16 protein-coding genes are annotated in these 20016 nt (G+C 58.1%); 2 read left to right on the forward strand and 14 right to left on the reverse strand.

From position 1 onward, the window contains the following. Positions 1-178: 178 nt before the first annotated feature. The 7 genes from AAE514_RS06155 to AAE514_RS06185 all read right to left on the reverse strand — a co-directional run bounded on the left by AAE514_RS06155 (position 179) and on the right by AAE514_RS06185 (position 9981). On the reverse strand, positions 179-538 hold the full coding sequence (locus tag AAE514_RS06155; RefSeq protein WP_347330649.1) for a hypothetical protein: 360 nt from the start codon (positions 536-538) through the stop codon (positions 179-181). Positions 539-955: 417 nt separating this feature from the next. After that, positions 956-1594, reverse strand: coding sequence for a CDP-alcohol phosphatidyltransferase family protein (locus tag AAE514_RS06160; protein WP_347330650.1), 639 nt, complete (start codon positions 1592-1594; stop codon positions 956-958). 14 nt (positions 1595-1608) lie between these two features. After that, positions 1609-3267 (reverse strand): ABC transporter permease, encoded by a 1659-nt coding sequence (locus AAE514_RS06165; protein WP_347330651.1) that lies wholly within the window; start codon positions 3265-3267, stop codon positions 1609-1611. After that, on the reverse strand, positions 3246-4394 hold the full coding sequence (locus AAE514_RS06170; RefSeq protein ID WP_347330652.1) for an ABC transporter substrate-binding protein: 1149 nt from the start codon (positions 4392-4394) through the stop codon (positions 3246-3248). The genes AAE514_RS06165 and AAE514_RS06170 overlap by 22 nt, the downstream gene beginning before the upstream one ends. Further along, positions 4363-6717 carry a TonB-dependent receptor gene (locus AAE514_RS06175; RefSeq protein ID WP_347330653.1) on the reverse strand — a complete coding sequence of 785 codons (2355 nt, stop codon included), beginning with the start codon at positions 6715-6717 and terminating at the stop codon, positions 4363-4365. Before AAE514_RS06175 ends, AAE514_RS06170 begins: the two co-directional genes overlap by 32 nt. Before the next feature lie 121 nt (positions 6718-6838). Next, the gene (locus AAE514_RS06180) at positions 6839-7612 is read right to left on the reverse strand and encodes a DUF547 domain-containing protein (protein ID WP_347330654.1); all 774 of its coding nucleotides are present in this window, start codon (positions 7610-7612) and stop codon (positions 6839-6841) included. A gap of 200 nt (positions 7613-7812) precedes the next feature. After that, positions 7813-9981, reverse strand: coding sequence for a dihydrolipoyl dehydrogenase family protein (locus AAE514_RS06185; RefSeq protein WP_347330655.1), 2169 nt, complete (start codon positions 9979-9981; stop codon positions 7813-7815). 330 nt (positions 9982-10311) lie between these two features. Between AAE514_RS06185 and AAE514_RS06190 the strand changes: the two genes are divergently transcribed. Beyond that, positions 10312-11754, forward strand: a complete 1443-nt coding sequence (locus tag AAE514_RS06190; protein WP_347330656.1) for a dihydrolipoyl dehydrogenase — start codon at positions 10312-10314, stop codon at positions 11752-11754. A 15-nt stretch (positions 11755-11769) separates the two neighbouring features. Here the strand turns inward: AAE514_RS06190 and AAE514_RS06195 are convergent, their stop codons facing one another. The 4 genes from AAE514_RS06195 to AAE514_RS06205 form a co-directional block, all read right to left on the reverse strand. Further along, complete coding sequence (locus AAE514_RS06195; protein ID WP_347330657.1) at positions 11770-13470, reverse strand: acetolactate synthase large subunit; 1701 nt, start codon at positions 13468-13470, stop codon at positions 11770-11772. A 175-nt stretch (positions 13471-13645) separates the two neighbouring features. Continuing rightward, positions 13646-14251 (reverse strand): HvfX family Cu-binding RiPP maturation protein, encoded by a 606-nt coding sequence (locus AAE514_RS06200; RefSeq protein ID WP_347330658.1) that lies wholly within the window; start codon positions 14249-14251, stop codon positions 13646-13648. A gap of 116 nt (positions 14252-14367) precedes the next feature. After that, positions 14368-14589 carry an anti-sigma factor family protein gene (locus AAE514_RS18675; protein WP_488212733.1) on the reverse strand — a complete coding sequence of 74 codons (222 nt, stop codon included), beginning with the start codon at positions 14587-14589 and terminating at the stop codon, positions 14368-14370. Beyond that, positions 14586-15185, reverse strand: coding sequence for an RNA polymerase factor sigma-70 (locus tag AAE514_RS06205; RefSeq protein WP_347330659.1), 600 nt, complete (start codon positions 15183-15185; stop codon positions 14586-14588). Before AAE514_RS06205 ends, AAE514_RS18675 begins: the two co-directional genes overlap by 4 nt. Before the next feature lie 270 nt (positions 15186-15455). Here AAE514_RS06205 and AAE514_RS06210 point away from each other — a divergent pair, with 270 nt between their 5' ends. Beyond that, positions 15456-16004, forward strand: a complete 549-nt coding sequence (locus tag AAE514_RS06210; protein ID WP_347330660.1) for a carboxymuconolactone decarboxylase family protein — start codon at positions 15456-15458, stop codon at positions 16002-16004. 63 nt (positions 16005-16067) lie between these two features. Here the strand turns inward: AAE514_RS06210 and AAE514_RS06215 are convergent, their stop codons facing one another. The 3 genes from AAE514_RS06215 to AAE514_RS06225 form a co-directional block, all read right to left on the reverse strand. Beyond that, a complete protein-coding gene (locus tag AAE514_RS06215) occupies positions 16068-16928 on the reverse strand; it encodes a universal stress protein (protein ID WP_347330661.1) in 861 nt (286 codons plus the stop codon). Beyond that, entirely contained in the window at positions 16928-18421 is a 1494-nt protein-coding gene (locus AAE514_RS06220; protein ID WP_430623882.1) for a SulP family inorganic anion transporter, read from the reverse strand. The genes AAE514_RS06215 and AAE514_RS06220 overlap by 1 nt, the downstream gene beginning before the upstream one ends. Before the next feature lie 143 nt (positions 18422-18564). Continuing rightward, on the reverse strand, positions 18565-19572 hold the full coding sequence (locus AAE514_RS06225) for an isocitrate dehydrogenase (protein WP_347330662.1): 1008 nt from the start codon (positions 19570-19572) through the stop codon (positions 18565-18567). Between the last annotated feature and the right edge of the window lie 444 nt (positions 19573-20016).

Below are 20016 nucleotides of genomic sequence, written 5' to 3' on the forward strand. Positions count from 1 at the left end.
ATAACTGGCCGGACTTTTTGATTGAAAAGCGCTCGCATCTTGAAGATGGTGCTGAATAGTTACGAATAAACGTTTTCATTGATAAGTCACTTTTACTCATGATCTTCATAACGCCTAAGCACACGGGCGCGAGTTTACGAGCGTCCCACCGCCGAAGGCGGTGTAGTGCTGCGTATGGTTAGTGTTTATTGGCGCAACTTCCGACATACTTATAAATCTTGAATAGTAAAAAAGCTACGATCAAAGCTGTAATTGAAACATACAGTACCGGAGCACCAGTTACCCAGAACTGCATAGGCACGATCAGAAGAACCAGAGCCACTGCCCAAGCACCGACAGCCTTTTGGGCCCAATTCTTTCCCGCAAACAGCGAAAATGCCGCCGTAGCTGAGCAGGCGACATATGCTAGCACGCAAGCAGCGAGTACCTTCGCCTGCCACTGTTCGTCTTTCAGCATAATCACTGCATTTCCAATGCCGCTCAAGGTGGAGAACGCCAAGCAATATGCCAGAAAGTTGGTCCATCCCGTTTTCTTCATAGCTCAAATCACACTAACATTTGTATATCGCGCATGCGCGTTTACAAGACAAGATTGCCCCAGTCACTACCTCGTTATCCCATTGATTTCGTTGGGTTTTCGTCAGTTTTTCGCCCCTACAAAGCCGGATACAAACGCGCATGCGCGATATCATTCCTGCCGATGCGTGACATCCATCCAGCCAATACGCTAAGCCACTGATTTTCCTGTATTTTTTAATAGGAAGGGATAAAAACGCGCATGTGGGTGAGAGAAAACGAGCCATGATTGCCTAGTCCATTACTTTTCTTGTGCCAGCGCCGAGCTATTTATTGTTCCAGGCTATAGCGACGTTTGCGTTCGCGTGTTACCTGGAATGCCATTGTTTTGACTTTATACCAGAATGCCTTCCCTGTCATTTTCTGAGCGCTGTTACTTCTAGGTGGCAGCTAGCTCCTCTCGCGGCGATACCGCTTTCAGCGTTGCGTATCCCGCCCGAATCCGTGCCAAGGTGGTAACCCAGCACATCAGAGCGAATATGCCGGCGAGCCAGGGGAAGTGCTGCGGGAAGAGGCAGAACAGAATGAACGCGATAATGGTCTCGGTGCCTTCGGTCAGGCCGCCCATGTAGTAGAGGGATTTCTGGGGGTAGTCGGGGCTGTCCAGTTGGTGTTTGTTGGCCATGATGGCGAAGGCCAGGAAGGTGGTGCCGGTGCCGGCGAAGGAGAACATGAGCAGGCCGGCCCAGAGGGCGTTTTGCTCGGGGTTGGCGAGCAGGAAGCCGAAGGCGATGGCGTTGTAGAAAATGAAGTCCAGCACGATGTCCAGAAACCCGCCGGCGTCGCTGAGGCCCTGGATTCTGGCCACGGCGCCATCCAGGCCGTCGCCCAGGCGGTTGAGGCCGATGGCGAGCAGGGCGGCGGTGTACCACTCCATCCACAAAAACGGCACGGCGAGCATGCCGACGATAAAGCCCACGACGGTCACTTGGTCCGCGCGAATGCCCCGGCGGTTCAGGGTTTGGGCCAGCCGGTGTAACGGTGGGCGAATGAGTGGGACAAGTCGGGTATCGAGCATAACGGGCTCCGTGTTTAAGCGCTCGCGCGGCGACGTCGGCCGGACGCGAGGGCGGCGATGATCAGGGCGGTAAGCGGCAGCAGCATTTGCCAGAGGGCGTAGAGGCCGAGCAGGCGGCGGTCGCCGCCGCTGCCGATGTTCACCGCTTCGGTAGTAACGGTAACGACGCGCCCTGCCCCCAGCAGTTGGGTGGGCAGGTAGAGGGCGACGCTGACGGAAAAGGCGATGACCCAGGCGTAGAGCATGGGTTGCCGGAGTATCGGCACCAGGACCCGGCACCAGCTGTTGAGGGCGGAGTGGCCCAGGCTCTGGCTGACCAGCAGCCAGCGGCGGTTGAAGCGCCGGTAGTCACCATTCAGCACCAGGTAGGCATAGGGAAAGGTGAACACGCTGTGGGACCAGAGTACCCAGCCCCAGTGCGGGTCGCGGTGAAACAGACTGAGACCGAACTGCCAGCCCATGACCAGCGGCAGTTGCGGCAGCAACAGGCCGAGCAGCAGCCACCACTGGGGCCAATAGCGCTCCCGGCGGGCCTGCCACTCCAGGCAGAGCAGCGCGGCGGCCAGGCCGAGGGTGGCGCTGACCAGCGCCAGTGACAGGGTCTGCCAGAGCAGCGGCGCCAGGAAGGGCCATTCACCGCGCCAGGTGGATAGGCTGAAGGCGTCGGGCAGCAGCGCCGGGTAGAACCAGCCCGAGGCGAAGGACCAGACCAGCAGTGCCGCTATCACGCCAGCGGAGATCAGCACCATCAAGGGCAACCAGAGTCGGGCGGCGGTTTGCAAGGCGGCACCGACGCGGCCGAGCCACCGGGGAAGGGTTTTATCGCTCTGACGCTGCCAGCGAAGCAGGGTGTTGTAGGCCCGTTCGTGCTGACGGTTGAGCCACAGAAGAATCGCGGCCAACAGGAATAAGGCGAGCCCTCCCAGTACGGCGGACTGCTGTGCGCCGGGCTGGAAGTCCTGCTGCCATTGAAACACCTGCTGCGCCCATATCCCCGGCAGGTTGGGCCCGACCAACAGGGGAACGTCCACCACCGAGAGGGTATAAACGATGACCGCCGCCATGGGAAGGCGCAGGCGGGTGAGCAGTTCCGGCACCACCAGTTGCCACCAACTGGCGACGCGGGAGTGCCCGAGGGTCTGCCCCACCTGCAGGTAGCGCTGGGCGGGAATCTGGGTGAGCGCGCTCTGGGTCATCAGCAGCAGAAACGGAATTTCTTTCAAAACCAATACCCACAACAAGGTCCACAGCGAGCGGTCGGCCAGGAGCGCGGCGTTGGGCGGAGCATCGAACACGCCGAACAGGCTGTGCAGAGCACGCACCCACCAGCCGGTGGGGCTGAACAGGAAGACCACGCCCACGGCGAAGGCCAGGTGGGGAATGGAGAGAAAGGGAGAGAGCCAGCCCAACAATCGGTTCGGGCGATACAGGCTGAATGCCAGGGCCACATAGCAGGCCAGCAAGGGAGCGATGAGGGCCAGCACCAGTGAGTAGATCAGAGACTGCAATAAGCCGGGCGCCGCGACAAACCGTTGCAGGGCCGAGGCGCTGAAGGCGGAGAGGTCGGCTCCATAGAGCCCGGCCGATATCAATACGGGCACGGCCACCAGCAGACCGATGCTCAGGCCGGCGCCGGTCGTCAGCCAGCGGTTTACTGGTAACGGGCGAGCCACTGGTCCTCCAGCAGGCCTTGCCAACTGGCGTGCAGTTCCGGCGCGGTGGGTAGCAGCGCCGGTTCACCGGGCAGCTCGACCACCGCCGGGTCGCCCCAATGGTCGGTGTCCGCCTTGCGTTGTTGCGCCGGTTCGGAAATCAGAAAGTTGATCGCGACTTTGGCGGCGGCTTTGTGTGAGGCATTGCGGGGCACGGCTAGATAGTGGCTGTTGGTGATGGCGCCCTGGGAAAAGTAATGCTGGGTCACCGATGCGGGCAAGCGCCCGGCTTTGACCTTGGCCGCCATTTCCTGAGGGTTGAAACTGAACGCCACATGCAGTTGCCCGTCCGCGAGCCATTGCAACTGTTGCGCGGAGGACTGGGGAAAGGTTTTGCCCTTTTCCCACAACAGGGGATGAAGTTGGTCCAGATAGCCCCACAATTCCGGCAACAGATCAGCGGCCGCTTTGTCGGTAGCGGGCTGGTACAGGCGTTCGTCATTGTCGGTGAGCGCTTGCAGCAGGGATTTTAAAAAGGTGGTGCCGATAAAATCCGGCGGCTTGGGGTAGCTCAGTCGGCCGGGGTGGTCTTGGGCATACTGCAACAGTTGCTGCGGTGTGATTTCTTTTTGCGGGAAGGTCTTTTCCCGCGCAATCAGGTTGAACTGGCCCATGCCCCAGGGCACTTCCAGGCCGTCCACTGGTACGCCGAAGTCGCTCAGCAGTGGGAGTTTGTCCGTCAACAAGTGGGTGTGGTTGGGCACGGCGGATAACAGCTCCGGCTCCAGCAGCTGATGGCGTTTTAGGGCGTGAAAGTTTTCCCCGTTGATCCACAGCAGGTCCATCGCGCCGCCTTGCTCTCGGCCGGCATCCTTGTCGGTGCGCAGGCGGTGTACCGCTTCGGCGATATCACTGACTTTCACGTGCTGGAGTTTGACTCCGTGACGCGAGCGCAGCTCGCCATCCGCCCAACGCAGATAGCGGTTCACCGCATCCGAGCCGCCCCAGGCGTAAAAGTAGACGGTCTGGCCCCGCGCTTCGTCGAGCACATGGGACCAGTCGTCCTCAGCCTGAGCACTGCCCGCCGTCAAAGCGAGCAGTGCTATCGCGGCGGCGTTAAAACGTTTGCGTAAATTGAATCTGAACATGCCGAGGCAATTCCGGGAAAACAAGAGAGGCCCCAAAGTAACCGCCTTCAAAGACCGGTGTCCAGTTCTCTTCGTCAGTGAGGTTGAACACATCCAGCCGGATGCGGCTGGTGCCTTGGTTGAACTCGTAGCTGACGTTGGCGTTCAAGGTGAACTGCTCGGGGATAATGACCGTCTGTAGGTAGTCCAGCGGATAGTCACTGGCGACCACCGCCGAGCCGCCAAAGGACCAGTGATCGTTCAGCTCGTAGCCGCCCGCCGCCGAAATACTCCAATCCGGCAGGCCATGGAGCCGCTGGTTGGAGGCGGGGAAAGCGGCAAAGTTGGGCGCGCCCACGCCGGTGCCTTCGACAATGTCCGGGCGGGAGTTATCGAATGCATCGGTCACCCGCTCGGCGGCCTGGAAGGCGGCGGAGTTGTCGAACTCGGCATCGAGCAGGTTGAAACCGACGCTGGTCCAGGCTTGCTCGCCCCGGTAGAACAGTTGCGCTTCCAGGCCCCGGGTCGCCACGCCGCTGTTGCTGCCGTCGCGGTTGCGCAGGCTACGGGTCTGGTCAAACACGGCCATGTCCGCGTACCAGGGCGAGCCGGCGGGGGCGTATTTTGCGCCCAACTCGTACAGGGTGTTTTCGGTAGCGAAGTTGAGCGGGTCGATCTCGTTGTTCGCTCCCAATACATTGCCACCGGCCATGCTGTTGGAGGTGGACTCGCTGTAACTGCTGGTGGCGTACAAGGTCACCGCGTCGGTGGCTTCATAGTGCAGGCTTGCCTCGCCGGCTTTGAGAAAGTCATTGTGGCTGTCGCTTGCGGCCTCAACCCCTTCCGGCGGCAAAGCGTCACGGGCGGTGACGTCGTACCAGTCACCGCGAACACCCAATGTCAGTTGCAGCTGTTCGGTGAGGGGCTGGCGGTGCTGGGCGAACAAGCCGGTTTGCCAACTGGTGGAGTCGGTGGTGTCGGATAGGTTGAAGTCGCCACTGCCGTCCCCGTCGATATCGTACTGCGCCCCTGGGGAGACAAACACGCCGGGACGCAATTCCACCAAGCGCGATTTTTGGGCGTCGGTGAGCGGAATTTCCCGGTTGCTGACCGGGCCGGTCAGGTCGGTGGGCAAGTCCGCTTCAGTGGTGAACTGGCTATAGCCGAGTACGTCGTTGTAACGAACGTTGGCCCCGACGATGGTGTTGTCGATATGCAGCTCCAGGCGGTTTTCAAAAGTGTCGGCACCGTCGACGATTTCCACAAAGCTGTTCTGGGCGATTTCCTCGCGCTCCAGGTGTTCGTAGTAGCTGCGGTTGACCAACCGAACCGAATCGCTCAGCTCGGTGTTGAACACCGAGTGCAACAGCAGGGTTTCCGCGCCGTTGATATCGTCCGGGTGAGTGTGGACACGGCTGCGCGGGATTTCCACTTCGCCCGTGGGGCTGACCACGGCGAAGGCACCGGGCACGGTGGAGCCGTTGGGTTGCACGCCCTGCCCCTGCACGTAGAGGCCGTGGTCGATCAGCTTTTGTGTGGGGCGGTTGAGGCCGGCGTTATCGGTCCACTCGACGTCGTAGTACTCGAGGGAGAGGTTCCACTCGGTCTTGTCGTTGGGTAGCAAGCGGTAGGCGGCGAACAGGTTGGTGCTGTCCAGGCCGCTGTAGTCGTAAAAGCTACCTTCGTCTTTGTGTTCCAGACTGAGGCGCGCCCCCTGGCGTTCGGGTTCGATGACCCAGGAATAGTCGAGCTGAGCACCGTACTGGTCCCACTCGCCGCCGGTCAGGCTGAGGCGGCCATTGTTTTCGGTGAGGTCGGGCCGCTTGGGTGTGATGTTCACAAAGCCGCCGGTGCGCTGCGTGGTCCCGAGAATGACCGAGGGCGTGCCGCGCACGATATCGATCTGCCCCACGGAGTTGAACGACAGCGGAATACCCAGGCCGTTGTTGCCCACCTGCCGACGCATGCCGGCGGAAAACACTTCGCCCAATTGGCCTCGCAGCGTGGGTAGACTGGGCGCGCCAAAGCCTTTGGCCTGGAAGGTGTTGGGGGCGACCCGTTGCAGTTCCTGCAGGTTGTCGATGGCCACTTCGTTGAGCATGGCTTCGGTCACGGGGGTGATGGAGCGGCCGATGTCGGCGATGCTCTGGTTGAGGCCGAAGGGACCTTCGACGTCTTCACTGCGGATGTTGCCCATGCCGCTCAGGGCTTCGCCGACGACGAGGACGTCCTGGATGTCGCCGGTTTGGGCTTGGGAAGATACGCTGGCCATCAAAGCCGCGCTGGCGCACAAAGTTCGAATGCCTGTGGAATGCATAAGTTGGCTGGGGAAGCGGTGGTTCATTAATTCAGTGCTCCTTTTGAGGGTCGGGTTGTTTGGTTTTGGCGGATGCGCTTTCAGCTTATCCGCCCTACATTGGCCTACGTAGGGCGGATAAGCGAAGCGCATCCGCCGTAAATTCGTTCTACTCGCTCTCGTTTAGTGACCAGTCATAATCGAGAAATTTGTAGGTTACATTGTCGTTCTTCAATGCCTGGCGCTGTGCATCATTTAAATCAAGCGCCTCGGCGTAGCGTAGGAAAAACTCGTTCAGGCTGTCCACACCGTTCCAGCCCCGCTGAAAGTCTTCGCGGTACCATTTGAAGATGGGGGAGACATGCAGTTCTCCATCGCGGTAGCGGTTTCGGGTTTCATCCCGCAGGAAGCGTTGGGTGCTGTCTTCGAGTTGTTGTTCGAGCTGCTCTGCGGTGAAGGGTTCGGTGCGCAGGGCCGGGCAGCCGATGGAGGCGCAGTTGACGGCGAAGTGGATGCGCGGTTCGTTGTAGACGCCGGGCTCGCGAATCAATTGGTGTTCGACGTGGTCGAGGCTGCGTTTTTCACCGAACAGGGGGATGAATTTGATTTCCCAGGGGGTTTTCCAGAAGGGGCCGATGTCTCGGATGTTGTCGACCGGGTAGTGGTCGATGATGAGTTTCAGGGTGTAGGCGTTGTAGGTGTTGATGAGGTAGGCGAGTTGTTGGTTTTTGGTCCAGTCTTCGAAGGTGGTTTTTTGGACGTTGGCGAGTTGTTTTAGGTATTGGTTGAGGTTTTCTGGGTTGGCGTTTAGGGTTTTGTAGTCGACGGTGGTGGCGGTACCGGCGTCGTTCCAGGTAACGTAGTTTTGCAGAACCTGAGCATAGACTTTGCTCTGATGGTCGAAATCATTTGCCCAAGACAGATTCCCAGCAAAGAAGAGCACTCCAAAAAGCAAAACTCTCTTAACAGTCTGAAAGGTAGCATCACGCCCGGCACAGAGTCCGGTGAATGGTTGCAAGACACGCCATAAATACATCCCTGTAGGCTCGCAACCGCGAATCCCGCGCTCTACGGTCTTGCAACCATTCACCGGACTCTGCACCTCCGTGCGATGTAAGAAAGCTCTGTAAGACGTCAATCGCATTATTGACTCCCTCCTCTTCTCCATGTGTGGTATTTCTCCAGCCACTTCAAAACCGTTTCGGGTTTGTGGGCTTTTTTCCATTCGCCGGCGGTGTATTTGTTGGCTTCGGACAAGGTTGGGTAGGTGTGGATGGTGCCCAGGATTTTGTTGAGGCCGAGGCCGTGGCGCATGGCGAGGATGAATTCGGCCATGAGGTTGCTGGCTTCGGCACCGACGATGACGGCGCCGAGTATTTTGTCTTTGCCTTTGGGGGTTATGACTTTGATGAAGCCGGTGATGTTGCTGTCGGCGATGGCGCGGTCGAGTTCTTCGAGTTCGAAGCGGGCGACTTCGTAGTCGATGCCTTGTTCGATGGCGTCGGCTTCGCTGATGCCGACGCGGGCGATTTCGGGGTCGATGAAGGTGGTCCAGGGAATCACCGAGTAGTCGACTTTGAAGCGTTTGAATTGGCCGAACAGGGCGTTGACGGCGGCGTACCAGGCCATGTGGGCGGCGGTGTGGGTGAATTGATACGGGCCCGCGACGTCGCCGGCGGCGTAGATGTTGGGGTAGAGGGTTTCGAGGTATTCGTTGGTGACGACGGTGCGTTCGGTGCGTTCGGTGCGGATGCCGAGGGTTTCAAGGCCGTAGCCTTTCAGGCGGGCTTTGCGGCCCACGGCGACCAGCAACTCGTCGAAGGGGATGCGCTTTTCTTCGCCCTGATGTTTAACGACCAGGATTTTTTGGTCGCCTTCGCGTTCGCAGCGTAGGGCTTCGTGTTCGGTCAGGACGTCGACGCCGTCGGCGGTCATGGCCTGGCGGGCGAGTTCCGAGACTTCTTCATCTTCTTTGAAGAGAATGCGCGGGCCCCGCTCGACCTGACTCACGTGCGAGCCCAACCGGGCGAAGGCGTGGGAGAGTTCCGAGCCGATGGGGCCGCCTCCGAGGACGATGAGGCGTTTCGGGGGGGTGTCCAGTTCGGAGAAGCGATCCCACAGGGTGTCGCTGGTGACGTAGCCGGTCTCTTCCAGGCCCGGCAGGTCGGGGACCAGGGGCTCGGCGCCGGCGGCGATGACGATGCTGCGGGTGGTGAGCCGCTGGGTGCCGCCGTCATTCAGGGCGATGTCCACAGTCCAGGGATCAACCAGGGTGGCGTAACCTTGCACCACGTCCACCCCCAGGCCGGTGTAGCGCTCGACGCTATCGTGGGGTTCGACGTCTTTGATCACCCGGTGGATGCGTTCCATGACCGAGCGGAAACTAAACTCGGGTTGGGTGGCGGTGAGGCCGTATTGGTCGGCGTGGCGTATTTGATGCGCCACTTTGGCGCTTTTGATCAAGGCCTTGCTGGGCACGCAGCCGTAGTTGAGACAGTCGCCGCCCATTTTGTGCGACTCCACCAAGGTGACTTTGGCCTTGACGGTCGCGCCGATGTAAGCGGACACGAGCCCGCCGGCACCAGCGCCGATGACAATGAGGTTGCGATCAAAGTGTTTGGGCTTTTGCCATTTCTTGTAGACGCGCCCGCGCTGAACCACACGGACGATGCCTTTGGCGATCCAGGGGAAGATGCCGAGCAACGCGAACGACAACAGCAGTTCGGCGGAGAAAATGCCGCCCACCTTCTCCACCTCCGCCAGTTGGGTGCCGGCATTCACGTAGACGGCGGTACCCGCGAGCATGCCGACTTGGCTGACCCAGTAGAAGGTCCAGGTTTTAAGGCCCGTCAGCCCCATCACCAGGTTGATTACAAAAAAGGGAAAGATCGGTACCAGGCGCAGCGTGAACAGATAGAAGGCGCCGTCGCGTTCGATGCCGCGGTTAATGGCTTTCAGCCGGTCACCAAAGCGCTCTTGCACGGAGGCGCGTAACAGAAAGCGCGCCACCAGAAACGCGAGCGTCGCGCCGATGCTGGAGGCAAATGAGACCAGCAACAGCCCCTGCCAAAGCCCGAATAGCGCGCCGCCGGCAATGGTCATCACGGCGGCGCCGGGCAGTGACAACGCGGTCACTGCCACGTAGATAGCAAAGTAGAGGGCGGGAATCAGCACCGGATAGTCGCTCAGGCGCTGTTCAAACCATGACTGGCTGCTCTTGAGCTGCTCCAACGTCAGATATTCGTTCCACCCAAACCCGAAGAAGGCGGCCACCAGGGCGGCGATAACGGCGATGATGAGCAAGCGTTTCATTCTGAGTCCTTCTGGTCTGCGATAAACCTTTGGCCTGGGGGCGGTAAAACATTAAGTGTCCGTCTGTCGGCGGCATCGCCCACTTCTTACAAATATGCGCCTCTTTTGTACGCCGCCAAGCCGCTGGAGGATAACCGGGGCGGCTGGAGGAGCGGTCATGATAGCAGCTAAGCTATAACCATTGCGTTCCCCGTCCCCGGCTGGGGCCAAGCCCCAGCCCGCCTTTATCTATGAGGTCGTTGAAACCTTTTGAGAGGAACATCCGCTAACCCAGTTGTCTACTAAGGTGAAGACAGCACCCATTGAACCGTTTCATCAGGAGCCGAAAAGATGCATAAGAGAAAGGTGGAGATTGCCATTATCGGCGCCGGCACCTCGGGGCTTACCGCCTATAAAGCCGCGCGCAAGCACACTGACGAGCTGGTACTGATCGAAGGCGGCCCCTATGGAACCACCTGCGCCCGGGTGGGCTGTATGCCCAGCAAGCTGCTAATTGCCGCGGCGGACAGTACCCACGATGCGGCACAAACCGGCCTGTTCGGCATTCAGGTGGGCGATATCGTGATCAATGGCAAGCAGGTGCTGGAGCGTGTGCGCCGGGAAAGGGACCAGTTCGTCGAGTCGGTGGTGGATTCTGTGGAGGCGATTCCCGCCGCACATAAGTTGACCGGTTGCGCCCGTTTTATCGCGCCAGGCAGGCTGGCGGTTGGTGACGAACTGGAAGTCGAAGCCGATCGCATCGTTATCGCCACCGGGTCGAGCCCCACTGTCCCAGACATGTTTCAAGGCCTGGGGGAGCGGCTGCTTGTGAGTGAGAGCCTGTTCGAGCTCTCCACCCTGCCCGACTCCATTGCGGTATTCGGCTGCGGCGTGGTCGGGCTGGAGCTGGGGCAGGCGTTAAGCCGCCTGGGGGTTCGCGTGCGTATGTTCGGCCGAAGCGGCTCCCTCGGCGGCATCGCCGACGAAGAAATTCGTGCCTATGCCGAACAGTACTTCAACGAGGAGTTTTACCTGGATACCCGCTCCGAGGTGAAGGATATTACCCGGGCCGAGAGTGGTATTTCCATTCGCTATGTCCATCGTGACAAAGGCGAAGTGACGGAGCAGTTCGACTATATTCTGGCGGCGACCGGCCGCTCGCCCAATCTGAAGGGTTTAGACCTTCACAACAGTGGCCTGAGTCTGGATGAGAAAAACGTTCCGCTGACGGATCCGTCGACGCTTCAATGCGGCGATCACCCGGTCTTCCTGGCGGGTGACGCCAATCAACAGGCGCCCGTCCTTCACGAAGCGGCTCACGAAGGCCGCATCGCCGGGGACAATGCGGGCCGTTACCCAAACGTGATTTCCGCCGACAGGCAGACGCCTTTTTCCGTGGTATTCTGCAATCCGCAGATTACCAGCGTCGGCGTTTCCGTTGGCGGTATCTCAAGCGAGAAACGCAAAGACTATGTAGTGGGCGAAAGTTCGTTCGAGGATCAGGGCCGCAGCAAAGTGATCGGGAAAAACCGGGGCCTCTTGAAGGTCTATGCCGAGCGCACCAGCGGCGTGTTTGTGGGCGCCGAGATGTTTGGCCCCGCCGCCGAGCATATCGGCCACCTACTGGCGTGGGCCACGCAGCAGCGCATGACGGTCTCCGCGATGTTGGCGATGCCGTTTTATCATCCGGTTATTGAGGAGGGCGTGCGTACCGCACTTCGGGACTTGCGCGATAACTTGGAGAAAAACGCCACTCCAGTCGACCCCTGCCTTGAGTGCGGGCCGGGTAGTTAATGCTTGGCCCAGCCCCTACAGCTTGAGTGCCCGGCCCATGTCCGGAATACGATGATTCAAGAGCGGTTCATTTTCCTCGTAATTCACCGGCACGACGATCAGGTGGACGCCGCCTTCGTGCCAAGCACTGTTGATGGTCTCGGCCAACTGGGGGATCGATGAAATTTCCACGCCTTTCGCGCCGTAACTTTCCGCGTAGCGGACAAAGTCTGGGTTCCCATAGCTTAAGCCGTAGTCCGAAAAGCCCAGTTGCCGCTGCTTCCAGCGAATCATTCCGTAAGCATCGTCACGCAGGACCAGCACCACCAGGTCCAGTTGCAGGCGCACGGCCGTTTCCATTTCCTGGGAGTTCATCATAAAGCCGCCGTCGCCGCACACGGCCACCACCTGGCGCTCGGGGTGTACCAGTTTGGCGGCCATCGCGGAGGGTAGCCCGGCGCCCATGCTGGCCAGGGCATTATCCAGCAGTAGCGTGTTGGGGCGGTGGGCGGAATAGTTGCGGGCAAACCAGAGTTTATAGATGCCATTGTCCAGCGCCAGAATGCCATCATCCGGCATCAGAGCCCGCATTTCGGCCACCAGCCGCTGGGGGTCCATGGGCATCCGTTCGTCCTTAGAGTGGGCTTCGAGCTGTTCGAGAAAACCCTGACGCACTCGCTCGAAGGGGGTGAAGTCCCAGTGGTGCTCAGCGCTCAAGCGCTCTGCCAGACGCTGGACGCTGTCGGCCATATCGCCAATCACGCCCTGTTGCGGGTAGTAGACGCTGTCGACCGAGGCCGGCACGTAGTTCAGGTGAATGACCTGGGCATCGCCACAAGGGGCCAGACGCTCGCCACTTCCCAGCGTGCAGGCCCCTTCCCTCACGTCGGCCCCCATCACGAACGGCGGCTTTTCGATCACATCGTGACCGATGTTCACAATCAGATTCGCCACTTCAAACGCCCGGTGCACGAAGTCGTCGCTGGAGAGCGCGGCCGTACCCAGGTAACCGGGGTGGCGCTCATCGAGAACACCTTTACCCATCTGGGTCGCCACCCAGGGGATGCCGGTTTTATCAACCAATTGTTTGAGGGACTGGCGGATATCGTATCGACTGGCACTGGCACCAATCAGCAGCAAAGGACGCTTCGCTCTGCGAATCATGTCGGTCGCCATGTCCAGTGAACCTTGAGAGGCGAGAGGGCAGTCAGCACGGCTGGGGCCAATCACTGCCGCGTCCGTCGTCTCCTGGGCCACATCTTCGGGCAGTTCCAGATGCACGGCGCCGGGCCGTTCCAGCTCGGCACGGCGAAAAGCTTCGCGAACCCGGGCCGGTATCGCCTGGCCGCTCACGACCTGGCGGGTGTACTTGGTCAGAGGCGTCATCATGTCGACGACGTCGATGATCTGAAATTCGCCCTGTTTACTGGTTCTGATCGGTTTCTGCCCGGTGATCATCAACATCGGCATGGCTCCGAGCTGTGCGTAGGCCGCCGCCGTCACCAGGTTGGTGGCTCCCGGCCCCAGCGTTGCGAGGCACACGCCCGTACGGCCGGTGAGCCGCCCTTGGGTGGCCGCCATAAAGCCTGCCGCCTGCTCGTGGCGGGTCAGCACCAGCTCAATGGAGGAGCGGGACAGAGAGTCCAACAAATCCAGGTTCTCTTCGCCGGGTACGCCAAAAACGCGTTCAACCCCTTCAGACTCTAGCGCTTTGACGAATAAATCCGATGCTTTCACTGAGACGTCTCTCCTCTCGATTGGGCGATGTTGACGGAGGCCACCACTCATGATTTCCGTCAACCGGTAACGGGACTCAAATTAGGTGACACCCCTTAACAGTACACCTTGAAACCTTCGTGTGGATCACAAGAGAAGTCAACCTCAGGGGGTAACCGCAGCAGGCTAGCAATATTCACGTTTTCAGCAACCAGCGCCGCAGCCAGTAGTCAACACTGACATATCGACCGGCACCGGTGAACAGCAAACTCAAAAGCATAATGAAATAGGTCGCGGCGAATTCGATGCCGTTGTTCAAGATGACAAATGAGCCACGCCCGGTCAGCCAGTCGTAGTTGCCGTGCTCTTTCAAAATAAAGCGGCCCATCTCCAGACGCTCGGCGGCTTCCATGACCCGCTCATTGGCCAGCCAGCTACCGGCATCGGCAATGGCAAGCCAGCCGTTCTGCCAATGCACCGTGACGGCGGCGATCACCATGGTGAACATCAGGGGGATACTGATCCAACGAACCGCAAAGCCCACCACCAACAATAGGCCGCCGAGAAGCTCCGTGCTCGTCGCCAACGCCGCCAGCACTTCCGGTAAAGGCAGACCTAGCCCCCAGTCGGAATTGCCAAACCAGGCAGCCGTGTTTTCGAAATTGCTTAACTTTTTCCAGCCTGCTTGCAGCAAGACAGGGGCAAGATACAGTCGCAGCAGCAGTGGCGGAACGCCATCCAAATGACGAAAGCCTGATAAGGCTTGCTCCAAACGACGATACAACTCACAGATATAGGCCACTTTGTTCTCCTCTCCATCGTTTTTAACGAAAGCGTTTAGCCAACTACATCAACTCCGGCTATGTTGTCGAGAAGAGCGGCAACTTCTTACAGTTCAAGAGAGCATGCTTGCCATCATCATTTTCGGGGGTGACGGTGTTTTTGGTTCTGATCCGAGCGTGAATTTGGCGAACCGGAAAAATGCCGGGAGGCCCGCCGCAAAAACTCAACCTGCCCATCAAAGCGCCGGCAGCCTGCACAGATGGACTGATGAAAGCGCAGCGCCAATTTTTCCCGCAACGTCAGGGCACGTTCCCTGGACTCAGAGATCAACCGGGTCGCCTGGTGGCAGCTCATCATGACGCACCCCCTTTAAACCAATTGTTTTCCAGGCAGTTTCGCAGGCGCAAGCGCGCCCGGTGTAGCAAGACATGGAGGTTGCTGACCGACAAGCTCACCTCCGCACAAATTTCATCGGAAGTAAGCCCCACAAATTCGCGCATCATGAAGACCCTTGCCTGCTTGCTTGGCAAATGCTCGAGGCAGGCCTCGAAAACTCGCCAAAAATGACGGCTCTCCAACGCGCCTTCCGGATCCGCCCAGGGTTGGGGCCGCTCGTCCCGGTACCAATGGCCCTTTTGATCAAACAAGCCATCAGAGCGATCCTGCTCCTCATCACCTGGCGGGAGGCTGCTTTCATTCAACAGGCGCTTGCTCCTACGGAAATGATCCGTAATTTTGTGTTTTAGGATGGCAAATACCCAGGTCCGGAAGGCGGCTGTGCCGGAAAAGGAGTCCAGGTTTTTCAAGGCACCCGCAAGCGCCTCCTGAACGGCGTCTTCCGCGGCGGCGGCGTCGCTGAGCTGAAGCCGCGCAAATCGCATTAGCTTGCCTCGCAGTTCGCTCAAGTAGGCATCATCCAAAACCATTTCTTGCGTCGTGTTGTTTTTCGGCATGTATCCCTCTGTCGTAAAGCCAGTGGGTATCTTACACTTGATCGTCCCAGGGATTGAACGGCAAACTTCACCGTGCCCATGAGATAGCCTGCAGCCACGCCGTGGCGAGAGATACTGACGCCGGGATTGCGACGGCAAAATCGTCATTATGGCGCCTATTATTTTACTGAGAGTAGTTCAATGATATAGATCGCGCCACCTTATTGAATAACCACTCAAACAAAGCTAGCGTACTACCTTGATTCCCATTTAGGAGCTAGGAGTTCTTATATGACAGATTTCAAACTGCATGATGCCGAGAGCGCGCCGTCCGATAGCAAACCCCTGCTAGAAAAGTCCCAGGAAAATTTTGGCATGATTCCCAACCTGCACGCGGTGATGGCGGAGGCACCGGGCACATTGGAGGCCTACCAAAAACTGCATGAGTTGGTGCTTGACTCCAGCTTCGACAATGACGAAAAAACCGTGCTCTGGCAAAGCATTAACGTGGAGCACAAGTGCCATTACTGTGTGCCGGCTCACAGTGGTATCGCCCGTTCCATGCAGGTTTCCGAGGAGCTGGACGACGCTCTACGCGATGAAAAACCGCTCCCCACTGAGAAACTCGAAGCCTTGAGACGGTTCACCCTGCAAGTGGTACGCAACCGCGGCGAGGTCAGCGAGAAAGAGATACAAGCATTTTGTGAGGCCGGGTACGGCCATCGGCAGGTACTGGAGGTGGTTATGGCCGTCGCACAGAAAGTGATGAGCAACTATATCAATCATATGGCTCAAACACCGATTGACGAGCCATTCAAGCCGTTCGAGTGGAAAAAGTAATAGACGACGCCACACAAGCTGGAAAGGAGGGCTCCGAGAGCGATTTCTCGGAGCCGATATCCCCTACCGCAATAACAACAGCGGCACCGCCGCATTCTCGAGCATTCGGTGCGTCACGCTGCCAAACAATACTTCCCGCAAACGGCTGTGACCGAAAGCGCCCATGACAATCAGCTCGATGCCATGCTCGCGCTGGTAATCCGCCAGCTGCTTTTCCACATCGCCGTGCAGACTGGCGGTCACCACTGTAATGCCCGCCTCATTAAGCAGCCCGGTCGCCTCGTCAAGCAGCGGCGATTGTTCGTCGCGAGAAACATGCACCAAATGGCATTCCATATCGCGGTACAGCGGGCTCTCCGCCACCATGGCAAGGGCCTTGCGCGCGGCTTCGCTACCGTCGTAGGCCAACATACAGCGGCGCGGCGCATCAGTGAACGCCCGGTTCACCACCAATACCGGTCGATGCATGGCTCGAATAACGGTCTCTAGCTGTGCCCCAAGCCCTTTGTTGTCTTCCTCGTGGTCCTCGCCCCGCGCACCGAGAACCAGCACTCGAATCTCGTCTTCGAGCTCAACCAGCGACTCCAACAGGGTACCGTGGCGCTGTACTTTAGTGACTTCTACCGCGCCATCGGCTTCGGCTCTGGAACGGGCCGCTTCCAGCATTTCCTTGCCCTGTTCCATCAGGATTTTGCTGCGCTTTTGTTCCATGGAGGCCAACTGCTCGAGGAGCTCATCCCGTTCGTCCACCCGGAGGTTGCCGCTCAGGTCAGACACTTGGGCATGGCAGCGATGCTCAATGTTATGGAGCAGCTTTAAAGGGGCTCTTACAGTGCGAGAAGCCCAAGAGGCATAGTCCACCACGCTCTGGGCGTAGGCGGATCCGTCAATGCAAGCCAGTACGGTCACTCGGTTATTGTTCATCAGTGTCCCCCCAGGACTTTTTCAATTTCTTCCGGTTTGTCATGGACGCCAAAGCGGTCGACAATTGTGGCGCTGGCTTCGTTGAGCCCAATCAATTCGACGTCGGTACCCTCTCGGCGGAACTTGATCACCACCTTATCCAAAGCGCTGACTGCCGAGATATCCCAGAAGTGGGCGCGGCTGAGGTCAATCACAACCCTATCGAGGGCCTCACGCAGGTCAAACTGGCTGGCGAACCGATCGGCCGAGTTGAAGAAAACCTGTCCCACCACCTTATAGGTGCGGGTGGTGCCTTCATCATCCAGCTCCGAAGCAACATACAGAAAGTGACTGACCTTATTGGCAAAGAACAAAGAGGCCAGCAGTACCCCCGCCAACACACCATAAGCGAGATTATGGGTGGCGACAACCACGACCACCGTCACCACCATCACGATATTGGTGGACAATGGGTGTTCCTTCATATTGGTGATTGAGCGCCAGCTAAAGGTCCCGATTGACACCATTATCATCACCGCCACCAGAGCGGCCATGGGAATCATGGACAGCCAGGGCCCCAGGAAAACCACCATCACAATCAGGAATACACCCGCCGCCAAGCTGGATAGCCGCCCCCGGCCGCCGGATTTCACGTTGATCACCGACTGGCCAATCATGGCACAACCGGCCATGCCACCCAGCAAACCGGCGCCGATATTGGCAATACCCTGGCCTTTACACTCCCGGTTTTTATCACTGTTGGTATCTGTCAGGTCATCCACGATGGTGGCCGTCATCATGGACTCCAACAACCCCACTACTGTTAGCGATACCGAGTACGGCAAGATAATCATCAAGGTTTCAAAGTTCAGGGGCACGTCCGGCCAGAGGAAAATCGGAAGGGTATCCGGCAACTGACCCATGTCGCCAACCGTGCGCACATCAATGCCCAGAAGCAACGCAACAAAGGTCAGCACCACAATACAGACCAAAGGCGAAGGCACGAGCTTACCGACCACCGGGACCAGCGGCAGCAAGTAAATGATTCCAAGCCCGGCCAGAGTCAGGGCATACACGTGCCAGGTAACATTGGTCAGCTCCGGAAGCTGTGCCATAAAAATCAGAATGGCCAGGGCGTTCACAAAGCCGGTAACTACGGACTTCGAGACAAAGCTCATCAGGTTGCCGAGCTTCAAATAGCCCGCCACAATCTGCAACACACCGGTCAACAACGTCGCGGCCAGCAGATACTCCAGCCCATGGTTCTTGACCAAAGTCACCATCAGCAGTGCCATGGCACCGGTGGCCGCCGAAATCATCCCCGGCCGGCCACCCACAAAAGCAATGACCACGGCAATACAGAACGAGGCATACAAACCCACTTTCGGATCAACCCCGGCGATAATTGAAAACGCGATGGCCTCGGGAATCAGTGCGAGCGCAACGACGACGCCCGCCAGCAGGTCATTTCGAATATTGCCGAACCAGTCGGCTTTGGTCGAATGGAGCAACATGTATGTTCCTTTAGTAAAGTAATGAGCCAATCACAGCAGCTTATGGAGCCAGAATCAAACTCAGCATTGTTCTACAAACGCCGTTCCAATACGGAACGACAACGCGTTTATTACCGCCGATTAATCGGCTTGTTATTCTGTATTCAAAAACGAGCAATTAACGCCCGGGTAAACTCCTGGGTACCAGCCTCACCGCCTAGATCCCGGGTCAGACTTTCACCGCTGGCGATCTGCTCCCGGAGGGCCGCCCTGATGCGAGCGGCCTTGTCCTTCAGACCCAGATAGTCCAGCATCATGCAGCTGGCCAGAATGACGGAGGTTGGGTTGGCGACATCCATACCGGCAATATCCGGCGCGCTGCCGTGCACGGCCTCAAAAATGGCAATGTCATCGCCGATATTGGCACCCGGCGCCATTCCCAGGCCACCTACCAATCCTGCACAGAGGTCGGAGAGGATGTCCCCGAACAGGTTGGTCGTCACAATGACATCAAATTGCTGAGGGTTCATCACCAGTTGCATACAGGCGTTGTCCACAATCATCTCTTCAAACTTGATCTCATCAAACTCTCTTGCCACTTCGCGAGCAATCCTCAGAAACAGGCCGGAGGTGGACTTGAGAATATTGGCTTTGTGAACCACCGTCACTTTTTGACGTTTTTCACGACTGGCCAATTCAAAGGCCGCTCTCAAAATACGCTCTGCTCCACCACGAGTGATAACACTCAGCGCCTCGGCCACGGTGTCGTCATCGGAAACGATCTGTCCGCGGCCGGAGTACATACCTTCGGTGTTCTCCCGTACCGTGACGATATCAATGTCCTTGTAACGGGATTGGGTGCCTTCAAAAGAAACCACGGGACGAATGTTGGCGTAGAGCTTGAACCTCTGACGTAATGCCACATTAATGGAAGAAAAACCCTCCCCAATCGGAGTCGTCAAGGGGCCCTTAAGAACCACCTTGTTTCGTTCAATAGCTCGAAGCGTTTCTTCAGGGAGCAGCTCATTGCTCTTCTCAAGGGCAGTGAGGCCCGCATCAGCGTACTCATAGTTAAAGTCGCAGCCCACCTGCTCAAGGACTTCAATGGCCGCCGCCATAATCGACGGACCGATGCCATCGCCCGGCAGGATCGTGATAGATGTTTTATCCATGGTTACCTCATTATCAGAAAGTTCAGTTGCCTCCGGAGCGATCACCCGGAAAGGCGTTCGTATTCGCGCTGAGCTGCTTGCGACACTCCCGGCGCTGAAACCCGACCTCACATACGGTTAACCGATCGATTTTGGGCGGACGCGTTTCGCGGCAAAGAGCGTTGGCTTGATCAAACGCCATAATTTAGGAGGCGGAGCGATACAGTTGTAAGGTGTTCTGTTGAATCGAGCGCTTCCGATCAGGTGCCAAAAAGCACCCAGACAGCAGGGGAGGGAGAGTTAACTCAGGGCGGACTAGTCCGAAGCTTTCGGTAGACAGGAGACAAAATAATTAACATACCGGCGTAATGAAGCGGCGAATTATACACGTATCCTACTCATTATGGAAGAGACGGTTTACCTTGAAGGTAGCAAGAACAGGGCCGTTCTCACTCGGCCACAACA

It is taken from the genome of Marinimicrobium locisalis (assembly GCF_039822625.1).
Lineage (GTDB): Bacteria > Pseudomonadota > Gammaproteobacteria > Pseudomonadales > Cellvibrionaceae > Marinimicrobium > Marinimicrobium locisalis.

Bases quoted from the DNA above. Each gene is read 5' to 3' on its own strand.
- AAE514_RS06160 (WP_347330650.1), bottom strand. From the start codon at position 1,594: ATGCTCGATACCCGACTTGTCCCACTCATTCGCCCACCGTTACACCGG.
- AAE514_RS06225 (WP_347330662.1), bottom strand. From the start codon at position 19,572: ATGGATAAAACATCTATCACGATCCTGCCGGGCGATGGCATCGGTCCG.
- AAE514_RS06210 (WP_347330660.1), top strand. From the start codon at position 15,456: ATGACAGATTTCAAACTGCATGATGCCGAGAGCGCGCCGTCCGATAGC.
- AAE514_RS06155 (WP_347330649.1), bottom strand. From the start codon at position 538: ATGAAGAAAACGGGATGGACCAACTTTCTGGCATATTGCTTGGCGTTC.
- AAE514_RS06185 (WP_347330655.1), bottom strand. From the start codon at position 9,981: ATGAAACGCTTGCTCATCATCGCCGTTATCGCCGCCCTGGTGGCCGCC.
- AAE514_RS06170 (WP_347330652.1), bottom strand. From the start codon at position 4,394: ATGTTCAGATTCAATTTACGCAAACGTTTTAACGCCGCCGCGATAGCA.
- AAE514_RS06205 (WP_347330659.1), bottom strand. From the start codon at position 15,185: ATGCCGAAAAACAACACGACGCAAGAAATGGTTTTGGATGATGCCTAC.
- AAE514_RS06190 (WP_347330656.1), top strand. From the start codon at position 10,312: ATGCATAAGAGAAAGGTGGAGATTGCCATTATCGGCGCCGGCACCTCG.
- AAE514_RS06220 (WP_430623882.1), bottom strand. From the start codon at position 18,421: ATGTTGCTCCATTCGACCAAAGCCGACTGGTTCGGCAATATTCGAAAT.
- AAE514_RS18675 (WP_488212733.1), bottom strand. From the start codon at position 14,589: ATGATGAGCTGCCACCAGGCGACCCGGTTGATCTCTGAGTCCAGGGAA.
- AAE514_RS06175 (WP_347330653.1), bottom strand. From the start codon at position 6,717: ATGAACCACCGCTTCCCCAGCCAACTTATGCATTCCACAGGCATTCGA.
- AAE514_RS06215 (WP_347330661.1), bottom strand. From the start codon at position 16,928: ATGAACAATAACCGAGTGACCGTACTGGCTTGCATTGACGGATCCGCC.